At 61.2% G+C, this 23,852-nt stretch carries 21 protein-coding genes and 1 tRNA gene; 16 read left to right on the top strand and 6 right to left on the bottom strand.

Features of this window, described 5'->3' with window-relative positions:
• Positions 1–192 precede the first annotated feature (192 nt).
• The 3 genes from ACFMO7_RS04285 (at position 193) to ACFMO7_RS04295 (ending at position 4,818) form a co-directional block, all read left to right on the top strand.
• Positions 193–2,181: an ATP-binding protein gene (locus tag ACFMO7_RS04285; RefSeq protein WP_376794292.1), complete on the top strand. Its 1,989-nt coding sequence runs from the start codon at positions 193–195 to the stop codon at positions 2,179–2,181.
• A 76-nt stretch (positions 2,182–2,257) separates the two neighbouring features.
• Complete coding sequence (locus ACFMO7_RS04290) at positions 2,258–3,049, top strand: CehA/McbA family metallohydrolase (RefSeq protein WP_376794293.1); 792 nt, start codon at positions 2,258–2,260, stop codon at positions 3,047–3,049.
• A gap of 1,418 nt (positions 3,050–4,467) precedes the next feature.
• Entirely contained in the window at positions 4,468–4,818 is a 351-nt protein-coding gene (locus ACFMO7_RS04295; RefSeq protein ID WP_376794294.1) for a hypothetical protein, read from the top strand.
• Between the two features lie 218 nt (positions 4,819–5,036).
• Here the strand turns inward: ACFMO7_RS04295 and ACFMO7_RS04300 are convergent, their stop codons facing one another.
• Positions 5,037–5,801, bottom strand: a complete 765-nt coding sequence (locus ACFMO7_RS04300) for a PspA/IM30 family protein (RefSeq protein ID WP_376794295.1) — start codon at positions 5,799–5,801, stop codon at positions 5,037–5,039.
• 319 nt (positions 5,802–6,120) lie between these two features.
• Here ACFMO7_RS04300 and ACFMO7_RS04305 point away from each other — a divergent pair.
• Positions 6,121–6,195 (top strand) — tRNA-Gly (locus ACFMO7_RS04305).
• Between the two features lie 140 nt (positions 6,196–6,335).
• On the opposite strand, the gene ACFMO7_RS04310 is transcribed toward ACFMO7_RS04305, so the two are convergent.
• The gene (locus tag ACFMO7_RS04310) at positions 6,336–7,712 is read right to left on the bottom strand and encodes a spinster family MFS transporter (RefSeq protein WP_376794296.1); all 1,377 of its coding nucleotides are present in this window, start codon (positions 7,710–7,712) and stop codon (positions 6,336–6,338) included.
• 643 nt (positions 7,713–8,355) lie between these two features.
• Between ACFMO7_RS04310 and ACFMO7_RS04315 the strand changes: the two genes are divergently transcribed.
• Entirely contained in the window at positions 8,356–9,048 is a 693-nt protein-coding gene (locus tag ACFMO7_RS04315) for a DedA family protein (protein ID WP_376794297.1), read from the top strand.
• A 211-nt stretch (positions 9,049–9,259) separates the two neighbouring features.
• Here ACFMO7_RS04315 and serA read toward each other — a convergent pair whose 3' ends face one another.
• From serA to pyk, 3 genes are all read right to left on the bottom strand, one after another.
• Positions 9,260–10,975, bottom strand: coding sequence for a phosphoglycerate dehydrogenase (gene serA / locus ACFMO7_RS04320; protein ID WP_376794298.1), 1,716 nt, complete (start codon positions 10,973–10,975; stop codon positions 9,260–9,262).
• Positions 10,976–11,005: 30 nt separating this feature from the next.
• On the bottom strand, positions 11,006–12,169 hold the full coding sequence (locus tag ACFMO7_RS04325; RefSeq protein ID WP_376794299.1) for a pyridoxal-phosphate-dependent aminotransferase family protein: 1,164 nt from the start codon (positions 12,167–12,169) through the stop codon (positions 11,006–11,008).
• A gap of 272 nt (positions 12,170–12,441) precedes the next feature.
• Positions 12,442–13,941: a pyruvate kinase gene (pyk, locus tag ACFMO7_RS04330; protein WP_376794300.1), complete on the bottom strand. Its 1,500-nt coding sequence runs from the start codon at positions 13,939–13,941 to the stop codon at positions 12,442–12,444.
• 564 nt (positions 13,942–14,505) lie between these two features.
• On the opposite strand from pyk, the gene rpsP reads away from it, so the two are divergent.
• From rpsP to rimM, 3 genes are all read left to right on the top strand, one after another.
• Complete coding sequence (rpsP, locus tag ACFMO7_RS04335; RefSeq protein ID WP_376794301.1) at positions 14,506–14,811, top strand: 30S ribosomal protein S16; 306 nt, start codon at positions 14,506–14,508, stop codon at positions 14,809–14,811.
• 23 nt (positions 14,812–14,834) lie between these two features.
• On the top strand, positions 14,835–15,065 hold the full coding sequence (locus ACFMO7_RS04340) for a KH domain-containing protein (RefSeq protein WP_052888354.1): 231 nt from the start codon (positions 14,835–14,837) through the stop codon (positions 15,063–15,065).
• A gap of 81 nt (positions 15,066–15,146) precedes the next feature.
• Positions 15,147–15,731 (top strand): ribosome maturation factor RimM, encoded by a 585-nt coding sequence (rimM, locus tag ACFMO7_RS04345; protein ID WP_376794302.1) that lies wholly within the window; start codon positions 15,147–15,149, stop codon positions 15,729–15,731.
• A gap of 410 nt (positions 15,732–16,141) precedes the next feature.
• Here rimM and ACFMO7_RS04350 read toward each other — a convergent pair whose 3' ends face one another.
• Positions 16,142–17,965, bottom strand: coding sequence for a hypothetical protein (locus ACFMO7_RS04350; protein WP_376794303.1), 1,824 nt, complete (start codon positions 17,963–17,965; stop codon positions 16,142–16,144).
• A gap of 182 nt (positions 17,966–18,147) precedes the next feature.
• On the opposite strand from ACFMO7_RS04350, the gene ACFMO7_RS04355 reads away from it, so the two are divergent.
• From ACFMO7_RS04355 to ACFMO7_RS04390, 8 genes are all read left to right on the top strand, one after another.
• Positions 18,148–18,897 (top strand): hypothetical protein, encoded by a 750-nt coding sequence (locus tag ACFMO7_RS04355; protein WP_376794304.1) that lies wholly within the window; start codon positions 18,148–18,150, stop codon positions 18,895–18,897.
• A 42-nt stretch (positions 18,898–18,939) separates the two neighbouring features.
• Positions 18,940–19,848: a protein phosphatase 2C domain-containing protein gene (locus ACFMO7_RS04360; RefSeq protein ID WP_376794305.1), complete on the top strand. Its 909-nt coding sequence runs from the start codon at positions 18,940–18,942 to the stop codon at positions 19,846–19,848.
• A gap of 83 nt (positions 19,849–19,931) precedes the next feature.
• Positions 19,932–20,864, top strand: coding sequence for a hypothetical protein (locus ACFMO7_RS04365; RefSeq protein ID WP_376794306.1), 933 nt, complete (start codon positions 19,932–19,934; stop codon positions 20,862–20,864).
• A gap of 318 nt (positions 20,865–21,182) precedes the next feature.
• A complete protein-coding gene (locus tag ACFMO7_RS04370; RefSeq protein ID WP_376794307.1) occupies positions 21,183–21,491 on the top strand; it encodes a WXG100 family type VII secretion target in 309 nt (102 codons plus the stop codon).
• A 436-nt stretch (positions 21,492–21,927) separates the two neighbouring features.
• Entirely contained in the window at positions 21,928–22,053 is a 126-nt protein-coding gene (locus ACFMO7_RS04375; protein WP_376794339.1) for a hypothetical protein, read from the top strand.
• 73 nt (positions 22,054–22,126) lie between these two features.
• On the top strand, positions 22,127–22,438 hold the full coding sequence (locus ACFMO7_RS04380; protein WP_376794308.1) for an RRXRR domain-containing protein: 312 nt from the start codon (positions 22,127–22,129) through the stop codon (positions 22,436–22,438).
• A gap of 188 nt (positions 22,439–22,626) precedes the next feature.
• Positions 22,627–22,740: an HNH endonuclease gene (locus ACFMO7_RS04385; RefSeq protein WP_376794340.1), complete on the top strand. Its 114-nt coding sequence runs from the start codon at positions 22,627–22,629 to the stop codon at positions 22,738–22,740.
• A 629-nt stretch (positions 22,741–23,369) separates the two neighbouring features.
• Positions 23,370–23,771 carry an EsaB/YukD family protein gene (locus ACFMO7_RS04390; RefSeq protein WP_376794309.1) on the top strand — a complete coding sequence of 134 codons (402 nt, stop codon included), beginning with the start codon at positions 23,370–23,372 and terminating at the stop codon, positions 23,769–23,771.
• The last annotated feature ends 81 nt before the right edge of the window (positions 23,772–23,852 follow it).

Below are 23,852 nucleotides of genomic sequence, written 5' to 3' on the forward strand. Positions count from 1 at the left end.
AGAGAAAGGCAAGCCGGTCCGCCCTGCGCGCCGGACAGCCACAGAAGCCGTTGCCGAAAGCAGCGATGGCAGCAAGCGGCCTCTGACCTGGAACGAAGAGCCTACCTGTCGGAGAGAGCTAAGACTGTGCTATAATGAGCTTGACTCGCGGGTTTCGTCTCGTCTTCAGGTATGAAGAGGGGAATGCATCGTGTGAAACAACGCTCAGCCAGGCAGCAGGAGAGTAACTTAGAGCAGCAACAGCGGGAGCTGCTCCGCCACATTATTGATATCGGTGCCTCATTACGCCTGGGAATGGATACCGATACGCTGCTCCAGCGCGTATCGGAAGCTGCCTGTAAGGCGCTGCGTTTTCGCTATTCAGCGCTCTACCTCAACAACGGGGCTGGTTTTTTTGAAGCGAGAGCCTCGGCGGGCCTCTCGCCGGAGCAGCATCGTTACCTGATCGAGCATCCCCTACCCGAGGAGGCGGTCAACAAGCTGACCTGTGAGCGCTATCGCATCGGCAACTCCTACTTTATCCCCAAAGGCGACCCCATTTGGCGGGATGCCACCCTGGCCAGCTTCTTCATCATCGTCGATGACCAGGTTGAGCCGGTGCCTCTGGACTCCACACCCCTGAGCGAGCCGGACCTCGGCCCCGAATGGCACGTTGAAGACCTGCTGATCGTGCCCCTGCGCGGCGCCGATAACTCTCTGCTCGGCTTTCTCACCCCAGACTCACCCCTCAGCGGCCTGCGCCCAACGCTGGAGATTCTGGAACTGTTCGAATTATTTGCCAACCAGGCAGCGATTGTTATCGAGGGCACACGGCTCTACGAGGAGCTGAAGCGACACAGCGAAGAGCGGGCAGCTCTGGTCAAGATCGGTAGAGCGCTCTCGGCTCCCGAGGATCCTGGGGACTTGCAGAGCATCTACCAGACCATCTATGAGCAGGTCGCGCCCATGATGCCCGTCGATGCCTTTTATATTGCCCGCTATGTCTGCGACGCAGAGGGCGAGAAGCTGGTAATGGAGTTCCTTATCGATGATGGGGTCAAGTATCCAGCGGTCGAGTTCGGCCTCATTTTGCCGCAGACACACGATATCCTCTTCCACGAGCCTGTAGGGCTTCTCTTAACGACAAGCCGCGAGTTCCTTGAATTTGCCGGTCTGGCAGCCGGCGATCAGGGAGCGAATCTCCTCGGTAGTAACCGGGCGGCGGAATCGATCCTCTTTGTGCCGCTGCGCTACGGAGAAAAAGTCTTGGGGCTGCTCTCTGTCCAGTCCTATCGCCCGCATGCCTACACGCAGCGGCACCTGGAGCTTTTGAAAGAAATTGGTATCCAGGCCGCCATCGCCATGAACAATGCGCAGCTCTATACGGAACTGCGCGAAGCTCTCAAGCAAGCGCAGGAATCAGAGCGTCTCAAGAATCATTTCCTCATGACCGCCTCACATGAGCTGCGCACGCCGCTCACAGCTATTCAGGGATATCTGGAACTGCTTGGAGATTTTGGGGAATCCCTCGACGAAGAGGCCAAGGCGCGCTTCATCAGCAACGCGCGCCGGGCCTGCGAAGAGCTAGTCCTGCTGCTTGGCAACGTAATGGACGCCAGTCGCATCGACCAGGATCGAGTCATGCTCAAGATGGAGCCGGTGCAAGTTATTCGCCCCGTCATGCTTATCCTGGAGATTCTGGAACCGATCCTGGTGCGTGAGGAGCGCAGCATGCACATCGAGGTTCCCGAGGACCTGCAGGTGTGGGCTGACGATCTGCGGCTGCGTCAGATCCTCCTCAACATTGTGGGCAACGCCCTCAAATACACTCCAGCGGGATCGCCCGTTGCCATCAGTGCGCGACGTCTCAGCTGGGAAGAACTCTGCAGTCTCCCCTCATTGGCGAGCCAGCACCGCCCGGCCAGGCCGCCCTCGGATGGCTTCGCCCTGATTGCGGTGCGAGATTGGGGACCAGGGATCTCGCGAGCAGATCAGGCGCGCCTCTTTACCAGGTTTATGCGCCTACCCAACGCTCTCAACAGCATGCAGCGCGGTGCAGGGTTAGGGCTATATCTCTGTCGCCAGCTCACCGAGGCGATGGGTGGCTCGATCTGGATGGAGAGCGAAGGTATTCCTGGCGAAGGCTCGACCTTCTACATCGCGCTGCCGCTCTATTCTGAGGAACAGCATCACAAGGAGTGAGTTGTAGGTGACGAAGGATCTCTCATTTGCGACAGCCAATGATCACAAGACGAGCTCAGCCAGCACCATAGCTTTGATGACTGCGGCTGGATACAGTCGTGCAGATATTCACATGCATACTAACCTCGGCGACGGCTGGGCCAGCCCGGCTCAGGTCATCAAGGAGGCGCGACGCCGCGGTCTGCGCCTCATCGCCATCACTGATCACGACCATCTTGAGGGGGCCTGGCGTGTGGCCGAGCTGCTTGCCAGGGAGCAGGCCCTGGGCCCAGATGGTGATGGCCGCGAGGAAGCGGCACCGCTCGAGCTGGTGATCGGAGTCGAGGTCACCACGCGCGATGGCCATCTCCTGGGCCTCTTTGTCGAGAAGGCCCCTCGCGCCCAGCGACCGGTGGAGGAGGCTATCGACGAGATCAAAGCTCAGGGAGGACTGGTCATTGTGCCTCATCCCTTTGGGCGCCTGGTGCCAAGTCTAAGCCGGGCCAGAATTGAAGGCTTGCTCAACAAGGGCTACTGCATCGATGCCCTCGAGATGTACAATCCCTCGCCTGCCAATGCCTCGCAGCGCCACATGGTGCGCCTGGCTAACCAGGAGTGGCAGCTTGCCGAAGTGGGTGGAAGCGATGCCCATTTCTGGCAGCATATCGGTGTCGCCTATACCCTCTTCCCCGGACAAAGCGCCCAGGAGCTGCGCCAGGCCATTCTCCAGCGCCAGGCCACACCCGGTGGCCAGGAGGTGCCGACGCCCCGTCTGCCCCTGGGGGTCTACGTCGCGCAGTGTGCCTGGAGCTGGCTGGTTGATCCTCCACGGCGCGCCTGGCGTGCGCGTCGCAATCACCATCATCAGCGTGGGGTCGTGGTACGCTAGTACAGTGGGGTGGTCTATAGGGATAGTCAACCACCCCCGGCTTCGGCCGGGGGCTTGTGGTGAACAGGCCCGAGGGTGACCAGCCCAGGTTCGCAGGCTGGTTGCCTTGTGGAACTCCGGTCTGCTGGTCATCACACCCCTGGGGTGCCCGAGCCAGCTCCAGGCCCTGTGGCGGGCGATTCAATCGGCCACCAGTGCGCCTGCCAGGGAGGAGCTTCGGGAGACGCAGTGCTCAACATTGACCAGGTGATCCCCACCCCAGCTCGCGAGGTGGTACCCACCGAGGGAACACCCTGGCGGTTGTCTGCTGGACGGGCAACGAGGCCAAGGGGAAGCGGATGCCGACAGAATGGCTGGAGGATTGGAAGGTTCGAAGCGGCCGATTGATCGCCTCCGCAAGCCCCCTTTCTCTGAGCCATGCAGGCCTCTCAGGCCTCCTCGGCGAGAAGCGGCGGTGAACACGGTCCGGTGGGTGACCGTCGAGCGATCGATGCGGCTCGGCCTGCCGGTCGAGTTGCGATCGGGAGGCCGAGCGCAAGGCAATCGGAGCGAACAGAGCTACGCGAAGAAACACTGGATCGACGCGGTTTGTGCGGGCGAATTGGGAGAGGGTGTGCAGCTTGACCCGCAGAGGCGGATTGGGGCGAAGGGGCCTGGGACACGACGCCGGAGCGGGACGGACCAGGACGGGTTTCCCGTTCGGCCCGTGGTTGCCGCAACGTCGTGCATGAAATTCCGAGCGGGGAACCTTGTGCAGGCTCATATCCCGCGAGGGAAGGAGGCGGGTACGCGCGTTGGACGCCTTGCTATCCGCCATTGGCCGATTAGCAGGCTCAACGGGTTCTAAATGTATCAAGAATACTTGAAGCTTTTGCTTAAATTTGACGAAGATGCGTATCGGATGGGATGACTTCGGCCTCCCCTCCCCACGGCTAAAGCCGGAGGCCCCCGACGCCGGGAATGGTTGGGCGGGTGGATTGTCCGGGCGACCGAACCAGTATGGTATGGCGAAGCAGGTGCGGCGGTAGGTGGAGGCAGTCCTCGTGAAAATGTCCTCGCCCGCTGGCTCTCGCCGCCTTGTCTGTCCGGAGCGGCCCGCCGTCGCGCCGCTCAAGGCGCTCAGGGAAGAGCGCCCATCGCCCACTCCCTTCTCTCCTCGCAAAGAAGGAACCTCCAGTCCCAGGCCGGTCCAGCTCATGGGTGGTTTCCCTGCTTGTCATCCCGCATCCCGGCCTACCAATCTGTCAGTGAAGCGGCTCTTCTGCGATCAGCCCCGGTTTCCGCTTCCGGAGGGCGAGCCGTTGGCTGGCCGCTGCTCTGGGAAAGATGAGTCACTCCTCAACCCGTTCAAGTAACATATAATAGAGGTTGATGAACGGCAAGCGGTAGCCGCTACCCTAGAAAGAGAGTAGGCCGTCATGAACTTATACGAACAATTGCAAGTCATTCATGAGCGCCTGAACAGCATCGGAGCCCATGAAGACAGTATTGCCCTGGTAGAGACGCTGCTCAAACGTGCTGAAGCCACCAAATATGACCGGACCCAGATCTCTCAGATGCAAGTGTTAAAGCACATGCTGCGTATGCCAGCTGTGATCGATAACTACGACATCTATAATGACCTGCAAGAGCTAATGGGAGATCACTCCGAGGTTGAGCTGATGGCGCGCGAGGAGGCCGCCCCACCGGCATACGAAGATACGACGCGCCGTCCCAAACCGCGCTCCTACTACAAAGCGCGTAAGGCCAGGGAGAAGAAGAGCAGCTAGATCTCGGCCCAGGCTACTTCTCGTCTTGACTGGGCCTCGTGGGAGGAGGACTGTCAGCCGCCGCCTGCCAGGAAGGGGCCTGCTGGGCCGAGGAGGCAGGCCAGGTTCCCAATTCAAGCCAGAGGGTTACCGGCTCCATCTGCTTGTTTCCAGGCAAGGGACTGGCTTGGCCAGATGCTGGCAGACAGACATCCGAGCCAGACCTTGGCGCCAGGCGTTTACGCTTCTGCTGGGGGAAGATGGCCTTGCCCCTCTGAAGTGGGCCTGTCTGACAGAAGCCGCTGTTTGAGTCGTTGGAGCTGTCGCTCGATTTGCCGGTCCTGATCGAGCAGAGCCAGCTCCTGATCAAAGGGGTCGCTGCCAGCGGGCAGCAGAGGAGGAGAGAGCGGACTATCGAGCGCGCCCTGTTCGAACAAGGAATGGAGGGCGCTGGCGCGGGCCTCCGCCGTTAGGATCTTCTCGTGCGCGCGCTCGAGGGCAAGCCGCATTTCCAGCATCTCTGCGTTCAGCCCGGCGAGCGTCTCCTCGATGCGGGCCTGAGCCTGAGCGGCACTGTAACGGGCCTTCAAGACCTCCTTCTGCGTGCGGAAGCTCTCAACGCGCAAGCGCAGCTGCTGCTCCAGCTCAATCAGCTGCTCCTTTTGAGCGCGTACCTGTCCAAGCTGTTGCTCATAGCTGTTGAGCTGGGCAAGCAGCAGCTCGCGACGCTGTAGAGCCAGGCGTGCCAGGTCTTCACGATTGGCGCGCAGGGCAGAGAAAGCCTGTTGCTCGTAGCGCTCGGCCCGGCGCAGCAGCTCCCCCTGTTGCAGTTCCAGGCGTCGCTCGCTGGTTGCCACATCGGCAACGGCGCGCCGGAGCTGCTGAAGCTGCTCTACTTGTTTCTGATAAGAATAATCCAGCACCTGTGCCGGATCCTCCGCTCGCTCAAGGGCCGCCTTACTGCGGATGCGCAACAGCAAGGCCAGACGTGAAAGCAAGCCCATGACTGCCTCCTCTCGGGCGTTTGGCCGAAGGAACCTTCCTTCTGCCTGGCCGCCCGCTCAGCGCTCTCTTGGTCCCGCTCTTCTCCTGCTTGCTGGCTACCTTCTGCCTCGTCTCTCGTTGCCCTACCCTGGACCCCCAATCGAATCGGGATCGATCGCGATGCTTCTGCCCAATCCCGAAGAGACCGCTCGTTGACATGATATCACAAAGCGGGTCGCTGGCTTCCAGCGATCTGGAAGCAGTGCCAGCAGATTCCCTCTCTCCCCTCTTGACATTTGTGGCAGAGGGGGCTATAATAAATGCCGTCAAGAGTGAAACGCGGGCTTGGTGTAGCGGTAACATGCAACTTTCCCAAAGTTGAGATCACGGGTTCAAATCCCGTAGCCCGCTCCAGTACAAGCCAGAACGCCCTGCACATGCAGGGCGTTCTTTCTTTGTTGTGCTCTCCGGCGGGCAGCCCCAGTCTTCATCGGCCTTGCTTGCCGCCGGAGGGGGCCATTCCCCCGCCTGGATGGAGCTGATGGGCCTGTTCCTCACCTGGCTACGTGCTCGCTCGCCGTCGTTGGCTGACGGCGCTCTTCCAGGCTTCGCTGCATCCGCCGCATATCGCCCGCCACCGTGCGCAGGCCCACCAGACAGACCAGGCCAGCCAGCAGCAAAGCGCTAGGAGCAGTGCTCAGCAAAGCCAGGTGGAGGGAACTTTGCTCCTTCAGCAGACCGATCACTGCGGGAGCCGAGGCATCGCCGAGCAGATGAGCAAGCAGCAGAGCGAGGCCCAGCGCCGTAGCCCGCACCTCCGGCAGCACCACATCCTGGATCACCGCGTTCAAAGGGCCGGTACAGAAATTGAGGGCCACACCGGCCACGAAAAGGGTCACTACGAAGAGCGCTAGCTGATGGAAGAGGAGAGCCAGCAGGGCCAGTGGGGCCCCGATCAGAAAGCCAAGCGTTGCCACCAGTAAACGGCCCTGGGCGAAACGGCGCTGAGCGCGATCGGCCAGTAGGCCGCCAAGGACCGTACCGATGAGTCCGCTCCCAACCAGGAGGGCACCCGCCAGCAGGCCGGCCTGACTCAACGTCAGGTGAAAGTCCAGAAACAGGTATGTTGGCAACCAGGCCGAGGTACCGCCAATGGTGAAGAAGCTACAGATGAGGGCCCCGAGCAGGACCCAGTAGGTAGGAATGCGCAGGATAGCTCGAGCCTGGCGCCAAAAATCGCCGCTCAGGCTGGCATGGCCCTCGGCCATCAGCGTCGAGGCGGCGGCCTGGCCCTCCTCCTGAGCCTCATCCTCCTCGAAGGAGCCTCGCGCTGGTTCATACAGGCGCCAGGCCAGAAAAGCTGCCACTAGTCCCGGCAGTCCAACTACATAGAAAGCCCAACGCCAGCCAAGCGTATCGGCGATCAAACCGCCGATGACAAAGCCCAGGGCCGAACCAATCAGGGTTGCCGCCGCCCAATAGGACAGCACGCGCCCACGTTGGGCACGGGGGAAATAGTCGCCCAGCAGCGAGAGCGACGCGGGCGCATAGCCGGCCTCACCGATGCCGAGAACCGAGCGCGTTATGAAGAGCTGGACAAAGTTGCGGGTCAGCCCAGTAATGGCCGTAGCCAGACTCCAGAGACCAACGCAGAGGCTGACAATGTTCTTGCGCAGGGTACGGTCGGCCCAGATCCCCAACGGCAGGGTTGTCAATCCATAGACCAGCAAGAAGGCTGAATTCAGCAGACCGGCCTCGAAGTCGCTGATCTGCAGGTCGTGCTGGACGTGTGGAAGAATGGCCGGCAGGATGTAGCGATCCGCATAATTGAGCATGTTAATGACTAACAAGACTGCCAGAGCAAAGCGGGCCTCGGCGCGCGTAGGCCGCCGTAGGCGCTGACCTTTAGAGGCCGGGGTGACGGCGGTCATGTATCGATAAACTCCTTTCCTCTTGAGAGCGGAAGTTGCTAGAGCAAGGATACTCGGCTCGGTTGATTGGGCCTGCACTGGAATGGCTCGCTAAGGCGGCGAACGGTCCCGCCAGAGGTCAAAAAAGAAAGAACGAAGAGATGACGGGACAGAAAGGCGGCTCCCCCGCCGACTTGCTCAGACGCTCTGACCTGACGTTCGCTGCTGTTTCCCCTTGGCGAAGACCACTCTGGCGAAAAGGCGAGAGGCTGACGAGCGGGGGCGAGGACAGACTCTGACCGGTCGACCTGCTCGCGCTCGCTCTCGTCTCGCGCCAAAGAAGGCCATTCGCTTAGATGATACGTTGCCAGGCCAACTTTGTTGCAGCCCAATCTGGATGACCGCTTCAGGCCAGCTCGGGCTGGCAGTTGCAACCCTGGCGATCACCCACTCGTCTTATGGATGAAGTAAGCAGGGCACATAACGATCTGATTTGGAACACGTGGGTGACTGTTTCGCCATCGATTAGCAAGAGCTGCTTCTGTTGTATACTCTTCAGCAAGAGCAGAAGTGCAAGGCGGGAAGTCATCGCCTCGGTGGGGAGCAGTGACCATCCGACTGACTGGCTGACTGGCATGGTTTGGTCTGAGCAGAAAGGAACGACATGCTAGAAACACTGATCCAGTTCTTGATAGACCATATTCTTTTTAAAGCTCATCCAATAGCTATTTATGGTATAGTTGCCCTTTTTCTTTTCCTGGAAAGCTGTGGAATTCCAGTAATTAACAGTACCCTGCTGCTGCTCACGGGGGCGCTGGTAACACTTGGCCATCTGCACTTCTGGCCGTTGGCAGGAGCGGCCTTGCTTGGAAGCTGTGCCGGGGCTTGCCTGGCCTACTGGATTGGAGAACGGGGAGGGCGTCCGGCCCTGGTTCGCCTGATGAAGTTGCTGCGTATTGACGAGAGCAAGGCGAGTGTTGCTGAGGGGTGGTTTCAGCATGCCGGGGCCTGGATGATCTTCCTCTCGCGCATCACCCCTTACGTTCGTCCTTTTGCCTGTTTTCTGGGGGGCATGTCACGTCTGTCCTATCAACGCTTCCTGCCGGCCATGTTCCTGGGCTCCTTGCTCTGGTGCGTAGCCATCATTCGGATCGGTATGGTCCTGGGGAAGCATTGGCGGTGGGGTGTAGGGCTGATCCAGCAGTACACGCTGCCAGCCTGTCTGATTCTGCTGGCTCTGATGGTCTGCTCATTTGGCATTAGTCGTCTCCTGCAAAGCCGGCTCAAGAGGCGTTTCTTGCAGGAAAGCTCGCAAAGAGAAGAAGAGGAAGAACGCCAGCTACTCAAGGTCCAATAAGGGACCGAAAGCGCAGCCGATGCTGGCGGAGAAGGCAAGGCAGTCCCTTCCAGGGCTGCGGCCTGGTCGGAGCCGGAGGGGACTGCCCCATGGCAGGGCGGCAGTTGCAAGCGCGAGGCCGTTGCCACTGCGAGCCTGGGCCTGGTTCTGGCCCAGGCTGCTCGAATGCCCGAATGCCCAAAGCGAGCGCGGTCCTCGTTGGAGAGGAGCCTTAGAGGTTGACCACCGTCAGGCCGAAAATATCGCCCGCGGCCCGGATCTCCGCCAGCGCCCAATCGGGAATCGGGTCATCGACAGAGATAATCATCAGGGCAATATCGGGTTTGGCGCCGGGCCGACGCGGTCGCGGAGCGCGTTCGATCGGTCCAACATCCATATGGCGGATATTGACGCCGGCCTTACCAAGGATGGTTCCCACGCGCCCAATCATGCCGGGTTGATCGGGATTGTGGCAGAAGAGAATGTAGCCCTCGGGCACAAACTCTGTCCAGTAGCGACCTACCCGCACAATACGCGGTTCCCCGTGCATGACCGTGCCGCTGAGCAGCTCGACGCGCTCGGCCTCAGCTTCACCCTGCCCGGCAAAAGAGGCGCGGCCATTCACATCCAGCACGCGCAGGGTCACGAGGTTAGCGAACTCGCTCGAGGTTGGCGACTTTTGTTCTGTGATCTCCAGGCCCCGCTGTTTGGCCAGCAGAGGAGCGTTGATCATATTGACGTGGACATCCGAGATAGGTTCAAGCAGCCCTTTAATGAGCGCGGCCTGGAGAGGACGCAGATCATAGGCCGTGATCTCGCCGCTGTAAGAAAGCTCGATGCGGTGGAGCGGGCCAGGCTGGAGCTGCGTATAGAGGCGCCCCATTTTCTCCAGCAGCGTCATATAAGGCTGAAGGACCTTTAGCGTCTCGGGAAGGATGAGCGGGGCATTGACGGCGGCGCGTGGGAAGCCGCCGCGCAGGACCGTCACGATCTGTTCGGCCACATCGAGAGCCACGCCGACCTGAGCCTCCTCGGTGGAGGCGCCCAGGTGAGGGGTAGCCACCACCTGCTCCTGGCTCACCAGCTCCCGAAGCAGGGCGTGGTCGCGGATCGGCTCCTGACTGAAGACGTCGAGGGCGGCGCCGGCCAGACGCTGCTCCTTGAGGGCTTGCAGCAGTGCCTCCTCATCGATGATGCCGCCGCGTGCGCAGTTAATCAGGCGAGCGTTGGGTTTCATCAGGCTCAGCTCACGGGCGCCGAGCAGGCCGCGCGTCCCCGAGGGGCCGGCTGTCAGCGAGGTGTGGACCGTCACGAAGTCGGAACGCTGCAGCAGGTCATCGAGAGTAGTCATCTGCACGCCCAGCTTACTGGCTTGCTCGGCTGAGACGTAGGGATCGAAAGCGATCACCTCCATCTCCAGGCCGCGGGCGCGCTTAGCCACCTCGCTGCCGACCTTTCCCAGGCCAATGATGCCGAGAACCTTATTGCGGACCTCACTGCCCAGAAAGCGGCTCTTTTCCCACTTGCCAGCCTTCATGCTGCGGTCGGCGGCGGGAATATGGCGCGCGAGAGCCAGCAACATCGCGATCGTATGTTCAGCGGCAGCGATCACGTTGCCCAGCGGCGAATTGACCACCATGATGCCGAGGCGTGTGGCTGTCTCCAGATCGATATTGTCCACGCCGACCCCAGCGCGGGCCACAATCTTCAGCTGCTTCCCGGCGGTCAGCACCTCGCGGGTGACCTGCGTCTCGCTGCGCACGACGAGTGCGGTATAATCGCCAATGATCGAAGACAGCTCAGTGGGAGAAAGGCCCGTGCGCACATCGATCGTTGCCTCTGGCAGGTGAGTGCGCAGAAAATCGATGCCTTCCTGAGCCACGCGATCTGCAATCAAAATCTTCACAGTCTCTGTTGGCGCGGGCTGTGCATCCTCAGCCATCACCATAGCCTTGCTCCCCTCTTCCAGCAGCGGCGTTCAACGGCCAGTGAAGCCGAAAGAGCGCAGGCGCTGCTCCACCTTATCCATTGCCTCGGCCAGGTCCTCCTCGCGGAAGTAGCCCAGGTGGCCGACGCGGAAAATCTTGCCCTCCAGGTGCTCCTGGCCGCCGCCGAGCACAACGCCATCCTGCTCGCGCAGAGCCTTCATGAAGCCCTTTGTATTGAAGCCATCCGGCAGGCGCACCGCAGTGACGGTATTCGAAGCGTAGCGTGGGTTAGCGAACAGCTCCAGGCCCATCTCGCGGGCGCGGCGGCGCACGTACTCACCGGCGCGGCGATGCCGTTCGAAGATCGCCTCGCGTCCCTCTTCCAGCATTAGCTCCAGGGCGCGATCGAGGGCGTAGAAGACCGAGACTGCTGGTGTGGTCGGATGCTGACCGACCTCCAGCTTCTTGCGCGTACTGGCCCAGTCGAAGTAGAAGCGCGGCAGCCTGGCGCTCTTATTGGCCTGCCAGGCTCGTTCACTGGCCGCGATCATCATCACCCCGGGGGGAGACATCCAGCCCTTCTGAGAGCCTGTAAAGACGACATCCAGATCCCACAGATCCATTTCCAGAGGGACACAGCCCAGGGAGCTAACAGCATCGACGGCAATCAGGGCCTCGGGATTGTGGCGTCTGATCAGCGAGGCCAGCGTCTGGATATCGTTGGTCACCCCTGTTGAGGTCTCATTATGGGTGATCAGCACGCCGCGATAGGGGGGCAGCGTTTTCAGGCGGCTCTCTACCACATCGGGGTCGGCCCCTTCGCCCCAAGGGAACTCAATACGGCTGACCTGCAACCCATAGGTTTCCGCGATGCGCGCGAAGCGATTACCGAAGGAGCCGATGGTAATCGCCACCACATGGTCACCTGGAGAGAACAGATTGACGATAGCGCTCTCCTGCCCGCCAGTTCCAGAGGCGGGATAGGTCAAGACGGGCGAGCGCGTCTGGAAAAAGTATTGCAGCCGCGCGGTGACACGGCGCAGAATAGCGGCGAATTCCGGCCCGCGGTGGTTGATCATCGGGCGGGCCATCTCGGCCAGGATCTCATCCGGCACCACGGTGGGGCCGGGAATACGGAGATTCTGCTTAGGGATCGGAGCCCGTGGCTCAACCTGGGGAACGGGGATCGCGTTCTTTTCCTGCTGAATAGTCATGCACACCTCTTCTTCCTGAAACAGGACTCAAAAGCCGAGCCAGCCAGGCGGTACGTGCCATGCCTTGCCCCGTTGCAATAAGGCGCGGCGGGATAACATCGCTATTACCCGCCGCTGCCGATGGCGCTGGTCTGATGTTTTCCAGTATAGTCCTCTTGAGCGGGGATGTCAAACCGACCGCCCCCTGGCCTGTTGGCCGAAGCTCTCCTCAGCAGCTTCGGCCAAGGCAGGCTGCAGTGGACGGGCCTGGCTTGACCTGGACCCGGCTCGTCTCAGCGGGAGAGGCCTCCCTCGCCGATGCGATGCAGTTTGACGAAGTTGGTGCGCGCGCGGCTGGCCACGGGCAGGCCTCCCATGATCACTACATGCTCGCCCTCGGTCAGCAAGTGGTCGCTCAAGAGGCGTTCCTCAACGGTGGCGATCAATTCCTCGGTTGTTCCGTGCATCTCGATGAGGCGTGGCCAGACTCCCCACCAGAGGGCCAATTGACGATAGACGCGCTCCGAAGGAGTATAGGCCAGGATCGGACGGCGAGGGCGGTCTTTCGAGATCAGGCGGGCCGAGTTGCCCGAGCGAGTAAAAACCACAATGGCGCGCACGCTGGCCTCTTCTGAGAGAGCGCGGGCGGCGTGACTGACGGCATGTTCCTGAGAGAGGCGGCGGCAATGCGGAGGCTGGGCGGTACGGTCGTCGGCCTCAGTCTCCTGGATGATGCGCACCATCATGGCCACCGCCTCCACCGGATAGGAGCCGCTGGCCGTCTCAGCGCTCAACATCACGGCATCGGTCCCATCGAGCAGAGCATTAGAGACATCAGCCACCTCTGCGCGCGTCGGAGTAGGATTGGTCACCATCGACTCCAGCATTTGCGTCGCCGTAATCACCGGCAATCCTAGCTCGTTGCAGCGGGCGATGACCCGCTTCTGGATGAGCGGCACCTTCTCTAGCGACATCTCGACCCCAAGATCGCCGCGAGCCACCATCAGGCCATCGGCCACCTCCAGAATCTCATCGAGGCGGGCGACGGCCTCCGGCTTCTCTAGCTTGACAATCAGAGGAATCTCTCCTGCTGGCTGACGCTTGCCTGCTGCAGCGGCAACCTCTGCCTGCAGGCTCTGAAGAAAGCGGCGGGCCTCTAGCACGTCCTCTGGCCGGCGCACGAAGCTCAGCGCCACGTAGTCAACCCCGTGCTGGACGCCGAAGCGCAGGTCGGCGCGGTCCTTATCGCTCAAGGCGGGGGCGCTGACGGTCACACCTGGTAGATTCATGCCTTTGTGTTCTTTGAGAAGGCCTCCGTGAACCACGCTACAGCGTGCTGAAAGACCATCGCTGGCGAGCACGCGCAGCTCCATCAGGCCGTCATCGAGCAGGATACGGTCGCCTGGTTTCACATCCTGGGCAAGCTGCCCATAGGTGGTCGGAATCACCGGCAGCTCGCTGTCGGAGACTTCAAGGAGGGCGCCCTCGCCGTTCGTGGCTGGCTGGCGGGTTGCAATAACGACCTGCTTGCCGGGCGTCAGGCGCAGCGGTTGCCCGCCGGGTAGACTGCCAACACGAATCTTGGGTCCCTGGAGGTCCTGCAAGATAGCCACTGGCCAGCCCAGCCGTGTCGAGAGGCGTCGGATACGCTCGATCACAGCCGCGTGCTCCTCGTGGGTTCCATGAGAGAAATTGAGCCGGGCGACGTTCATACCAGCCAGCATGAGCTGCTCCAGGCGCTCCTCGCTGCTGCTGGCTGGTCCGATGGTACAGACAATCTTGGTACGACGCATGAACAAGCTATGCCCCCTCATACTCTGCATTCGCGCCCCATTATAGCAGAGAGCCGGCCAGCTGAGGGGGGATTTTCCTCGGCAGTCGGACCCGGTCATAAGCCCTCTCGCGGCTAAGGACCGTCCTGGAGGCCGCCCTGCCATCTGTTGACAAAATGTTCTGCCCGTGCTATCCTGATGACGCCATTGGGGCCATGCCCTATGTCTTTACCTTACCTGGCACCTACTGTGCTGCGCCGTCCGACGTAACGGCACAGCGTTTGCTCCTGCTACTCTCTCGCTTCGGTCTGGCCTGCGCGCGGTCGGCGTCTGCAGCTCTTTAATCAGAAGTGCACGAGACGGGGTCGGCTGGCAGCGCTGTGGGCTGGCGGGAGGCGCTCCAGATGGGGCTAGCCGTGGGCGTGGTTCCACTAAGACCTGAATGAGGGCGCTGGCTCCTGACGAGCAAGGACAGGGTCGTCGGGCTGAACTGGGCTAGCTAGCCAGCCAGACAGAGGGACAGCAAAAACAGAAAATATTGTTGTGAGGACTTTCCCCGCTGGGGAGAGGTGAGAAGAGGAAAGTATGGCTGTTAAGATTCGTTTGATGCGCGTGGGCAAAAAGAAGGCACCGAGCTATCGTATTGTAGTTGCGAATGCGCCTTCGCCGCGCGATGGGCGCATTATTGAAAATATTGGCTGGTACAATCCGTTGCGTGAGCCGGCGGCGGTGCAGATTGATGAGCAGAAGGCGCTGCGCTGGTTGCAACATGGTGCGCAGCCCTCGGATGCCGTCGTCTCGCTCTTCAAGCAGGCCGGAGTACTGGAGCGTTTCGAGCAGATGAAGGCTGCGGCGAAAGCCGGTTCCGCGTCCTCTGCTAAGGCGGAGTAGCTATGGCCGTAAGAAACTCTTCGATGCGCCGCTTGGTGGAGTATATTGCGCAATCGCTGGTCGATAATCCGGCGGCGGTGCAGGTGCGGGAGGTACGCAACGATCGTCAGGCGGTAATCCTCGAGCTGCGTGTGGCTCCCGAGGACTACGGCAAGGTCATCGGGCGCGAGGGCCGGGTTGCCAAGGCGTTGCGTACGCTCATGCGCGCGATGGGGACGCGCGAGGGCCGTCATACCTCTTTGAAGGTTGTCTAGGCTGATCGAGCGAGCGAAGCCTATCTTTCCCCTGGAATGCTACCGACTAGAGACACTGAGCGGGCAATGGCTGCCAGTTCTATGCAGCAGGATCCTGAATGGGCCACCGTGGGGCGGGTGCTTGCCCCCTTCGGGCTGCGCGGCGAGGTCAAGGTCTTACCGATGAGCGACCTGCCCGATCGCTTCGCACAGCTGGAGGCTGTCTATTGCGGTTTTCCTCCCCGGCGCTATCGCATCGAGCAGGTCCGCCCCTACAGGAGCGGCCTTGTCTTGTTGAAGTTGCAGGGCTGCGATTCCCTGACGGCTGCCGAAGCCCTGCGCAACTGTGAGCTGCAGATCCCTCTGGCCGAGCTGCCCCCCCTGCCTCCGGACTCGTACTATCAACACGACATTCTCAACCTGCGCGTCTTCACCCTCGAGGGCCGGGAGGTCGGGACAATTCGCGAGATCTGGCTGACTGGCAGCAACGATGTCTACGTGATCCGTATGGCCGATGGCCGACAAGCCTTGATCCCTGCCGTCAAGGAGGTGGTCAAGCAGATCGACCTGGTACGCCGCACAATGTACATCGATCCCTGGCCGGGTATGCTGGACGAGCGTGAGGCCATCATTGACCGCGGCGAGCCAGAGGATACCGAAGAGGCTGATGAGCTGCCTGACCTCTAAAGTTACTCCTTCCCTACCTCCTTCTGTTCTCTCCGCTGGGCCAGGCGGCCAGATCCACTCCTTTCCTTCTTCCTCTCCTGGCCCCTGGGGCCATCTGAACTGGGTCTTATCTTCCCCAGATCGGCTTTTCCTCACAAGCCTCTGCCTCCCTGACCCTGAGCCGCGGCGGGTCAGGCGAGCGGCTGGTCCCCGCTGCCAGACCTGGCCTGCTGCTGGTTTCTGCTCGCGGTCGCCCTCGTGGGCGTGCGATCGGCGAGGGCTGGACCATCTGGCGTTTTCCAACCTGAGGCTCTTTGGTAGGACCTTGATCCCTCAAAGGACCACCCCCTCTCCGGGGAGGACAGAGAAGGCTGTCTCTCCCCCACCAGCTTGTGTGTGACCGCTCAGTGGAGCCGATGGCCCAGGTCCCCTTATGCCTTATAGGGCGCCACGTTGAGGGCCGCCAGCTCTGGCATGTGATCGAAAATCCACACGGCCCCACCGCTTCGAATCCCGGTTGCCGGATTCACCTCTCCAATAAAGGCCGTGCGGGCCTGGCTGAGCAAGTCGTCGAGCAGGGGGAAGGTCGAGGCTGACAGCAGCTGCTTGGACGACATGTTCACCAACTGGCGTGCGTCCTGGCGTACCTGCTCCAGATTCGCCTTCACGCGATTCAGCTCGGTATCGATCTGACCGGCGAGCTGGCGTTGGGAAGCGGAAGAATGGGGAGAACTGGTCAGAGCGATCAGATCCAGCTCAATATGACGGATGTAGCCCGGCACGGGTAGAGCTTTCTCATCCAGCGTGAGCAGAGGGACGCGCCCCACCGTTGGATCGACCAGAACAGGCGTACCCCGCGGAAGATCCTGGGCGACCAGCTCAGTCCCATCCAGATAGTCCAGAATCTTCACCAGGGCATTATGCATCTCCGTGGCGTTGCGCGGAACTCCCGTGCCGCGAGCAGCCGAGGCCCACTCGAAGACCTTACTCACATTCTCAAAGAACCAGACACTGAGTCCTCCATGCAGCGACAACTGATCTAACTGAGGCTCACCGCTTAGCAGGTGCCGCAGATGGTCCAGGTTGCTATAGTGGACCGTCGTGTTGCCAACGGTCTCCGCTTGGGGGTCGGGGACCTGAGGGATCTCCGCATAATAGCGCCAGCGCATCAGATCGGCGGTCGGCGAATCGGGTGTCAGAGCGGCGCTCTCCTCTGTAATCAGGAAGCGGCTATAGCTGTTAAGCAGGTTTTGATGATTAGGGCTGTTATAGCGCAAGTCAAGGCGGCCATGAACCGGGGTAAACTTGGCCAGGAGCAGGGCGCCGCCGAGCTGGCTTTTATCGCGCAATAGCCAGGCGTAGAAGCTCTGACCGCTCTGGGGGGAGGCCAGGTTCTGCAGATGGATATCGAGGCCATCGCAGATGCCGGTCGTATTATCGGCGCCCGTCAGGCCGGTATTAAAAAACTCCAGGCGCCCGTAGCTGGGTGTGGCGCTGCCGCCAGCGGTGGAGGTCTGCGCGGGACGAGTCAGGAGGAGGGCCATAACGGTGCCGAGAACCAGCGTCGCCACCAGCAAGAAAGAGAGGCCGATAATCGCTCGCCCGCGCTCCGTTGTGCCAAAGTAGAACTCTCTGAGAGAACCACCGAAAGAGGCGAGCCGGCTGGGAGGGAGAGCGGGGCGATCGTAGTCGCTCTGAGCGGACGAGCGTCCTGGCAACGCTGATAGCCCACCGAGAGGAGAGGAGCCAGGGGAGGGAGTCGGCATCAGCGCCTGAGCTGGCGGTGGGGAGCCACTCAGAGCCAGTGGGGCGCGCTCCTTTTCCAGGGTCAGGACCAGCTTCTCAATCGCCCGTGGATAGTCGTAGGAGCCGTCGAAAGTAGGGAGTGTGGCCCATTCGGGGGGAGCCTCCACCGAGGAGCCATCGGAGCTAGCCAGAAAGCGTATCACGCCCTGCAGACGCCGCTGCTCTAGCAGCTTCAATGCCGTATTGACGGCCATACGCACCTGATAGGACTGGGCCGCACTGGCCGTCTGAAATAGAACGAACCACTGAAGATCGGGCAACGTCTGATTCAAAAAGGGAAGAAAGCCCTCGTCGCTGGCGCGGCCAGGATAGACTGTGACGACGGTGCCTGTCTCCTCAAGCCGCTGGCGCAGGCGAGTTAGAATTTGCAATTCCTGATGAGCCTTAGGATCAAGGTCATGGCAGATGAAGACGCCAGACGCATTCATGACGTGTCCTCGCTTTGGCATAGGATATAGATCTTCTTAACCAGCAAGAACATCTCTGTGAGTATAACATGGTGTGGTATCATATTCAAGCTGAGGGTGTTTCTAGAGACCATGTTTCTGGCAAAACGGGGGATCGACCGGGTAATGAGCGGTGCGGGCCCCCGTGACCCGACGATTCTGGACTGGAGAGGAGGCAGACGACGATGTACTATACGCAGCCGGCGACCTCCCTTACGCCGGCGCTGGTCATCTACCTGATCGACGCGAGCCACTCTATGAACGACCCCTGTGGTTCCACCACCAAAATGGGGCTGGTCAATCGGGCCTTAAAGGAAGCGATCAAGGACATGGTCCGGCGCTCCATTCGCGATGGCATCGTCCAGCGGCGCTACAAAGTGGCCATTCTGGCCTACAGCACGGCAGTGGTCGACGTCCTGGGAGGTATTCGCGACCTGCCGGAGCTGGTCAAGCACGGTGTCCCAGTGATCAGCGCGGGAGGGGAGACCGACACCGCTATAGGCTTTGCGGCTGTGGAAAACCTCTTGCAGAAGCACCTGAGCGAATTTGATAGCTGTCCTGCGCCCCTGGTCTGTCACCTGACGGATGCCCTCATCACGGCCAGCGATCCTACCCCGATCGTCCGGCGCATCCAGGCGATGGCCGTGCGCGATGGGCCGGTCCTGGTAGAAAACGTCTACGTAGCCGACAAGATGCTGCGCACGCCAGTACGCGACTGGCGACAATGGGGGGGCGTTACTCGGGCGAGTCAGCTCACCAATGACTACGCGCGCTTCCTCTTCTCGCTCTCCTCTCCCATGCCCGAGATCTATCGCCAGAACATCAACAACTACGGCTACAACCTGCAGCCGGGGGCGGCCCTCTTCTTCCCCGGCGTTCACACCGACCTGGTGCGCCTGGCCTTTACCATCTCGACGGCCACTCAGCTCAAATAGCCCGTGGCTTCCCCGCGCCGCGCCAGAGGAAGGAGCGAAGTGATGCTATCTGAGGATGCCGAACCAAGAGAGCGCTCTGAACAAGCGAACCTCTGCTTTGAGACGGGCCTGGCGGGTGAGTACTTTACCTCGCAAACCATCAATAACCGCCTGACCTTGCGCCTGCTCTCGCTGCGCAGCCGCGAGGCCCAGACCCAGGAGCTGGCCAATCAAGACTACGCGCGGGTCGTCGCCAGCGACGATGGTTCAATCCTTTATTTTTGCGTCTGCGATGGCGTGGGCAGCTCATATCGCGGCGATTTTGCCGCCCAATATCTGGGCAGCGCCCTGGTCGCCTGGCTGCAGGAGCAGGAAGCCCTCGCCGGTTCGATCAAGACAGTCGCCGCCCGCCTGCGCCAGCGCCTGGATGAGTGGGCTAAGGCGGCGCAGCAAGAACTCTTGCGCCTGCCGCTGACCTCCGAAGCGCCAGCCCTGGTGCGCGAGGTCCTGGAGGAGCTGCGCGAAGACTATGGCAGCGAGACCGTCTTTCTGGCTGGACGAATTGCCCTGGCGCCGTGGAAGGCCCAATTGCAGATAGCGCGCCCCACTGAGGCTTTTCTCTGCTGGATGGGGAACGTGACAGCCCGCCTTTTCGTGACCAGCGAACACTCTTTCACGCTCGGAGGAAGCCACGATGATGAGGGACGCTGGTCGACGGCCCGCGGCTCGCGCGGACTGCTCCACGTCTGGAGCATGGGCCTCTCGACGATCGAACGCCTGATCGTCTATACCGATGGCTTGCTGCCTCTAGCCTCATCGCTGGCCGAACTAAACGACGACGAGCTACAAGAGCGGGCACGCCAGCTGCTCCTCCTGCCCGAGAATGACGATATGACAGCCCTCGATCTGCTCTGGCTGCCGCCAGACCAGCGGCCCGTTGAGGACCCTGTCACGGGGGAAAGCCGGCAATGAAGACCAGCGCAGCGGTCTGCACCCGCACCGCACCAGGTCCCACCGAACTTGCACTACAGGAGAAGAAAAAAGGAGATCGAGAGGTGGCACAGTTTCAGCCCTTCCCGGGCATGTTCTTGCGCATTGGCTCATCCTATTTTGAGTTCATGCCCCATCCCTTGTTGCCGGAGGACAAGGAAGCTGTATTTGTGCTGGAGGGCGGGGAGGCGCTGGTCTATCAGGTGCGCAACCTGGACACGCAGGAACGCTGTGCGCTCAAGGTTTTCAAAGCCTCCTATCGCGGGCCTCACCTGGTGCGTGTCACGGAAGTACTCCAGCGCCATGCCCACCTGCCGGGCCTCTACCTGGGCTACCGCATTTGCCTCACGCGGACGCACTATCCGGAAGCGGTAGAAGCCTTTCCCGAGTTAGAATACGCCGTACTCATGCCCTGGATCGAGGCACGCACCTGGGCCGGACTCATGCTAGATCAGGCGGCCAGTGTCGATTACAGCTTCGAGCAGGCGCGCCAGGTAGCGCTGGCTACAGCTCAGATACTGTGGAACCTGGAGATTCGCGGCCTGGCTCATGGCGATGTAGCGGGAGGCAACATCTTGCTGACTCCCCAGCTCAGCGGAGTGCAATTGCTGGATCTGGAGGGCCTCTATGCACCCGGTCTGCCTCAGCCGAGAAAGGTCAGTTGGGGGTCGCCAGGCTACCAGCATCGGAACCTACCACGCCAGGGCCAGTGGTGCCCACAGGGCGATCGCTTTGCCGGCGCGGTCCTGCTTACCGAAATGCTTACCTGGTGGGAACCGCGAGTCCGTGCCCACGTGGCCGATCATGCGGAAACGCTCTTTCCTCCCCAAGAATTGCAGCAGAGTCATACCCCTCTCTGGCAAGCGGTGCGGGATGTACTGCGCTCTCTGAGCAGAGACCTGCTCTATCTCTTTGATCAAGCCTGGTCCTCCTCAAGTCTGATGGAGTGTCCAGAGCTGGCGACATGGGCGATGACACTCTATTCCGTTTTCGTGTAGTCGCATTGCATTTAGGGCGGAGAATTGGTATCCTTTGTCTCAAGAGGTGATAAAGATTTGCTCCTTAAATTTGTGAGTTTGCATGTTTGAGCCGCTGAATAGGTGTAGCAATTCGTCAGCGGGCAGGGCGGCGGGCGCCGGCGCTCTCGCCGCAAGAGAGTGAGCGCGCTAAGGGGGCAGATGGGGCATGCCGGGCGGAAGGCTGCGGCCCCCGCTCAGACCCTTGCTGCTCGTTGTTGGCCCTGCCTCAGACGCCTGCCGAATTGGCAGTTTGCTGGTTCCTTCGTTCATCAGTTACACATCGAGGAGGAGTGTACGATGTCCTCACAGGGCGATCTGATCGGCGGTCGTACCCACCAGATGGATGCCACCGCCCAGCACTTTCTCTCGGAGCTTTCTAACTTCGAAGATGCTGCCCAGCGCATTACCGCTGCCGTTGCCAATCTAGAGGCCGACTGGTTTGGGCGTGGCAGCGTCGCCTATCAAAACGCCATGAATACCTGGAATTCGCATCTAATGGCTGTCCTGCAGGACCTGCATCAGCTCACCCAGGGATTGCAGGGAAGCTCGACGGCCTTGCAGGAGCTGGACCAGGTCATGGCTTCAAAGTTCAGCGGCTACGAGTAAGCAGCTCGAGGAGAGAGACGAACAGCGAAGTCCCACCTCGCTCTCTATTCGCTGGCGGCCTGGCAGAACCGCCGCAGAAGGCCGCCAGCGCTCTAAGCGTGCCTGGGCGCTCGCTCTAGCTTGTCAACCCCCTCCCCACGACTAAAGCCGGGGGCTTGCAGTAAGCAGGCCCGGGGTCGACCAGCCTCAGCCAGGGCCGTAAGGCCATGGGGCTACGTTATCCGGGTCACGGCACTCTGGAGTGCGCGAGCCGGCTCCGGCCCCTCCCGTCCAGGGTTCAACACAGGCAAACGGCATTGAAGCCAGTGCTCTGGAGGCAACAAGCCCGGATGACCTTGGCAAGGCTCACTTGACCGTGCGGGACGCAAGCCCCGGCGAGGAAGGAGGCGTAAGCCTTATGAGAGTGTTGGTCGCGGGAAGGGACAGGAGGTCGCTCATGCCGTGCGGTCCCGCCCTGGCCCGGGTGCTCCTCAATACCGGCCCGGCGGCAATCCTGCGGCGGTATCCGTTCATGATCAGTGCGAGGGACAGGGGAGGGGCGAGGTTCAGCCAGTCGCGCTGAAGTGCGACCCCAGCTCGGAGACCGCGGGCATGACCCTGGTGGCTGGGCTGAGTGCGGCAGGCGGAGCCGAACCGTGGTCCGGGCGGCGGAGATCCAACACCGGGGGAAGCAGGTCCGGCAGGCTCTCACGGAACGCCAGGCGCTGCGCCGGGCCAGCAGGAACCGGAAGACGCGCTACCGGCAGCCCCGTTTTCTGAACCGGAACCCGCAGAGATGCAACGGCTGCGGACGGAACGCCCGGCACGGCAGCCGGTACTGCCGCGCCTGCGGGGCAGGAGACGGGCAGAGGTTCCGCGACAAAGGCTTGTCCTCTTCTCTGGAAAGCCGGGTCGCAAACGTCGTTGGGTGGGTGACCCCTCTCTGCCAGCATGCACCGGTCTTCTAGCGAAGAGAACGGTTGAACAGGTCAAATTCGGCACGCAACTGCTCCAGAACCCCGACATCTCGGGCGTGGAGTACCAACAAGGGACCCTTTTCGAATATGAGTTGTGGGAGTACCTGTTGGGGAAGTTCGGCCACCAGCGCGCGTACTGCGGCGGGACCTCGGGAGACGCAGTGCTCAACATCGACCATGTGATCCCGAGGTTGCGAGGCGGCAGTGACCGGGTGGGCAACCCGGCGGTGGTCTGCCGGACGTGCAACGAGGCGAAAGGAAACCAGATCCCGGAGCATGGTTGGAAGAACTGAATGCGTCGGTCCGTCCGCTTGCCTCTATTCGGGCGCAACGTTTTCCCGAGGTGCTCAAAAGGCTCAAACAGCCTCTCCGGATGCAGCGGCGGTGAACCCGGTCCGATGGGTGATCGTTGAGCGGTTGAAGAGACCCGGCTTGCCGGTCGAGTCGGGATCGGGAGGCCGGACGAAGCGCAATCGGACCGAACAGGGCAACCCGAAGAAGCCTGGATCGACGTGGCTGGTGCGGGGGAATCGGGGAAGGGTGTGCGGCCTGACCCGGCTATGCGGATTTGTCAGATTGAGGCGAAGGGGCACGGGAAGCGGTAACGGTGCATCACGGACACATAGGGATTCCCGAATAGTCACGCGCCGTTTTCGAGATCGTGCCTGGGTTTCTGCACAGGAGACCAGGTACGGGCTGATATCCCGTGCGGGGAGGATGCAGGCAGGCATGTTGGACGCCTTGCTATCCAGCATCGGCCGAGTTTCAGGCTCCACGGGTTTGACGTCCATCCGAACGACTGGAAGCTTTTGCAGAGGGGTGACGGGTATGCGTACCACAAGGGATGATCCTGGCGTCTCCTCCCCACGGCGACAGCCGGAGGCCCCCGACGCCCCGAAGGGTTGGTGGGCAGGAAGAAGCCATGCGTAACAGAGTGCTGGTGACTGTAGTGGGACCGGATCGCGCCCTGGACCTGGAGCTGCCTGCCGACTGTGCTATTGGCGAGCTGCTTCCTTTTCTGTGTGAGCTGTGTGCCTCTTCAGCAAGCGCGCTCGCCGCAGGCCCAGGCGAGAGACCCAGAGCTGACGCCGGAGAGGAGTGGCTCCTCTTCCTCGCCGGGTCCCACGATCCTCTGGCTCCAGAGCAGACCCTGAGCGAGGCCGGCATCTTCGATGGCGTGCGTCTGCTGCTGCGCTCGCTTCCTCCCCACAGCGAGCGGGTGGCTGCTATCGATACTCAGGAACTCTTTCTGCCTTCTTCCATCGCTCCAAGCGAGAGAACGGGCGGAATCGGAGTTTCCTGGGAGCAGCTTCCTCTCACCTGAAGCGCTGTTTTGATTTGAAAGACCAAAACGCCGCCATCGTGCCCGAAACTCAGGTTAGCGGAGAAAGATCTTGACCGCTGG

This window comes from Thermogemmatispora sp. (assembly GCF_042408735.1).
In the GTDB taxonomy this organism is placed as follows: Bacteria; Chloroflexota; Ktedonobacteria; order Ktedonobacterales; family Ktedonobacteraceae; genus Thermogemmatispora.